The sequence below is a fragment of the Sphingopyxis sp. genome (genome assembly GCF_036402335.1).
Lineage (GTDB): Bacteria > Pseudomonadota > Alphaproteobacteria > Sphingomonadales > Sphingomonadaceae > Sphingopyxis.
In genome coordinates this window covers 1-3,147 of sequence record NZ_DASWTD010000492.1, presented here as the reverse complement: position 1 = coordinate 3,147, position 3,147 = coordinate 1, and the positions used below count along the sequence as shown (strand labels likewise).

Genomic DNA, 3,147 nt, shown 5'->3' with positions numbered 1-3,147 from the left:
CACCCCGGCGAAAGCCGGGGCCCAGAATTCCAGCGGGACCTGCGTGTGACCGCCCTGGGCCCCGGCTTTCGCCGGGGTGCACGAGGGGCAACTCCCACCCCCGAAGCGGACGCCTTCAAATAGGCCTTTCCTACATTATCCGGCTATGCCAGCCTTCATCCCGGCTCTTTCATCGGGTGGATAAAAGCGGTTGCCGGCAGGTGTAGGCAAACGGGCAGGGCCGGTCGCTTCCGGCGCCGGGCAGGGTCAAATGGAGCGACGCACAGGGCTGAACTTTGCTGAACTTTGGACAATGTTGCATCGGCGGTGGCACATACCCCACCCCGAAACGGTCGTTTTGCTGGATGGGCCGCCCCGGAATCACAACGCCCGGGCCTCGCTTCGCGAGACCCGGGCGCCTGTGACGAACACTCGCCATCCCCCTTTGTTGCAGGCCTGGCGAAAGGCCTGCACTCCCTGGAGCCGGGCCTTTGGGCCGCGTTGAACCAGAAGCGATGTGGGTAGGTCCGCAGGGGGGCTTTGTCACCCTCTGACGGGTGGTTCGCCCCGCTTTTGCCCGGTGCTGTGGCCTATGGGCAACATATTTTGCGAATCGCTCGCAAGATGACGTCATGCGACCGTGTCCATGCCAGCCCATTGCCAGCGGTGCCGAGGCTGCCTAAAGCGGCGGCATGCGTGTCATTTCACATGCGCCGCAAAGGCCCACTGCCCCATGATCCTGCGTCCTTACGAACGCACCATCTTCAAACGCTATATGCTTCCGCAGCGCGGCGAAGGGTTCATCTTCGTCGCGGCGGCATTCAGCTTTACCGCCGTCATGCTGGGCGTCGCGGCGTTGGTGATCGTGATGAGCGTGATGAACGGTGTCCGCTCCGACCTGTTCGACAAGATCGTCGGTTTGAACGGCCATGCGGTGGTGCAGGGTTTCGGCGGCCGGATCGACGATTGGCAGGGCGTGCTGAAGCAGGCGAAGGCGACCCCCGGTGTCGTTTCGGCGACGCCGCTGATCGAGCAGCCGTTGCTCGGCACTTTCAGCGGGCGCGTCGAGGGGATTTTGGTGCGCGGCATGACCGTGCCCGATATCCGCAAGAACGAGACGCTGAACGGCAAGGTGCTGCAGGGCAGCCTGAACACGCTGACTCCCGGATCGGGCAATGTCGCGATCGGCAGCGAACTGGCGCGCAATCTCGGCGCCACGGTGGGGTCGAACCTGACGATCATCAATCCGGCGGGGCGCTCGACGCCGTTCGGGACGGTACCGCGCGAAATCAGCTATCGCGTGTCGGCGATTTTCGAGATCGGCGTCTATGATTTCGACAAGGCCTATGTCGTGATGCCGATGGAGGATGCGCAATTGCTCCTCCTGACCGGCGACCAGGTCCAGATGATCGAGATCAAGACCACGAATCCCGACAAGGTCGGCGAGATATTGCAGCCGCTCGCGGAAAAGGTGGCGGCCAAGGCGGTCGTTTCCGACTGGCGATCGATGAACGCGAGCCTGTTCGAGGCGCTGTCGGTCGAGCGCGTCGCGATGTTCGTGATCCTGTCGCTGATCATCCTCGTCGCATCGTTCAACATCATCTCGTCGCTGATCATGCTGGTACGCGCGAAGACGCGCGACATGGCGATCCTGCGGACGATGGGCGCGCCGCGCGATGCGGTGATGCGCATCTTCATGGCAATCGGGCTGTCGATCGGCATCGCGGGAACGATCGCCGGGATGGTCGCCGGTTTCAGCCTGCTCTATTTCCGGCAGGGCGTGCTGCGTGGGGTGGAGTTCCTGACCGGCCGGCCGCTATGGGACCCGTCGATCCGTTTCCTCACCGAACTGCCGTCGAAGCCCGATCCGGTCGAGATCACCGCGATCGTCATCATGGTGATCGTCTTCAGCTTCCTTGCGACGCTCTATCCGGCGTTCAAGGCCGCAAACACCGATCCGGTACAGGTGCTGCGCTATGAGTGACATCATCCTCGAACTGACCGCGCTGAAACGCAGCTTTACGCAGGGCGGCGTCACCATCGACGTGCTGCGCGGAGTCAATGCGCATCTGAAACGCGGCGAGATCGTTGCGCTGCTCGGGCCCTCGGGGTCGGGCAAGTCGACCATGCTGCAGGCCGTGGGCCTGCTCGAAGGCGGGTTCGACGGCAAGATCAGCATCGATGGCCATGATGTCACGCGGTACGATCAGGGCGAGCGGACGAAGACACGGCGTGAGAAGATCGGCTTCGTCTATCAGTTTCACCACCTGCTGCCCGATTTCAACGCGATCGAGAATGTTGTGCTGCCGCAGCTGATCCGCGGCGCCTCGCAGGCGGAAGCCGAGGAACGCGCCGCCGACCTGCTCGGGCGGCTCGGGCTCGGCGAGCGGCTGCATCACAAGCCGAGCAAGCTGTCGGGCGGCGAGCAGCAGCGCGTCGCCGTGGCGCGCGCGCTCGCGAACCGGCCCTTGCTCGTGCTCGCCGACGAGCCGACGGGCAATCTCGACGAGGCGACCGCCGACCGGGTGTTCGACCAGTTCGTCAAGCTGGTGCGCGATCACGGTTCGGCGGCGCTGGTGGCGACGCATAATGAGCGCCTTGCCGCGCGGATGGACCGCGTCCTGCGCTTGCACGAGGGGCATATCGAGGCGTAGGCTCTTATCGACAGCAGGGGACGAAGCATGGCACTTTACGATCTTTCGGCGAAGCTTCCGGGCGGCGGGACGCAATCTCTTGCCGATTATCGCGGCAAGGTGCTGCTGATCGTCAACACCGCGTCGAAATGCGGCTTCACCCCACAATATGAGGGGCTGGAGGAGCTGTATCGCGATTACAAGGATCGCGGGTTCGAGATCCTGGCTTTCCCGTGCAACCAGTTCGGGGCGCAGGAGCCCGGCGATGCGGCGGAAATCGCGAATTTCTGTTTGCTGACCTATGATGTGTCTTTCCCGCTGATGGCGAAAATCGACGTCAACGGCGACGATGCCGACCCGATCTTCAAGCATTTGAAGAAGGAAAAGACCGGGCTGCTTGGCAGCGGGATCAAGTGGAATTTCACCAAATTCCTCGTCGATCGCAACGGCAAGACCGTGTCGCGCCACGCGCCGACGACGAAGCCCGAGCAATTGCGCAAAGAGATCGAGGAACTGCTGGGCTGACACGTCGCCC

Annotated in this window: 3 protein-coding genes; all 3 read left to right on the top strand. The window is 63.1% G+C overall.

Going from position 1 to position 3,147, the window contains the following annotated elements:
- The first annotated feature begins 712 nt into the window (after positions 1-712).
- Genes VGD20_RS16115 through VGD20_RS16105 form a run of 3 tightly spaced genes read left to right on the top strand, consistent with a single transcriptional unit; the run spans position 713 to position 3,137 of the window.
- Positions 713-1,963: a lipoprotein-releasing ABC transporter permease subunit gene (locus VGD20_RS16115; RefSeq protein WP_331135417.1), complete on the top strand. Its 1,251-nt coding sequence runs from the start codon at positions 713-715 to the stop codon at positions 1,961-1,963.
- Positions 1,956-2,633 carry an ABC transporter ATP-binding protein gene (locus VGD20_RS16110; protein ID WP_331135416.1) on the top strand — a complete coding sequence of 226 codons (678 nt, stop codon included), beginning with the start codon at positions 1,956-1,958 and terminating at the stop codon, positions 2,631-2,633. The genes VGD20_RS16115 and VGD20_RS16110 overlap by 8 nt, the downstream gene beginning before the upstream one ends.
- A gap of 27 nt (positions 2,634-2,660) precedes the next feature.
- A complete protein-coding gene (locus tag VGD20_RS16105; RefSeq protein ID WP_331135415.1) occupies positions 2,661-3,137 on the top strand; it encodes a glutathione peroxidase in 477 nt (158 codons plus the stop codon).
- The last annotated feature ends 10 nt before the right edge of the window (positions 3,138-3,147 follow it).

Bases quoted from the DNA above. Each gene is read 5' to 3' on its own strand.
- VGD20_RS16105 (WP_331135415.1), top strand. From the start codon at position 2,661: ATGGCACTTTACGATCTTTCGGCGAAGCTTCCGGGCGGCGGGACGCAA.
- VGD20_RS16115 (WP_331135417.1), top strand. From the start codon at position 713: ATGATCCTGCGTCCTTACGAACGCACCATCTTCAAACGCTATATGCTT.
- VGD20_RS16110 (WP_331135416.1), top strand. From the start codon at position 1,956: ATGAGTGACATCATCCTCGAACTGACCGCGCTGAAACGCAGCTTTACG.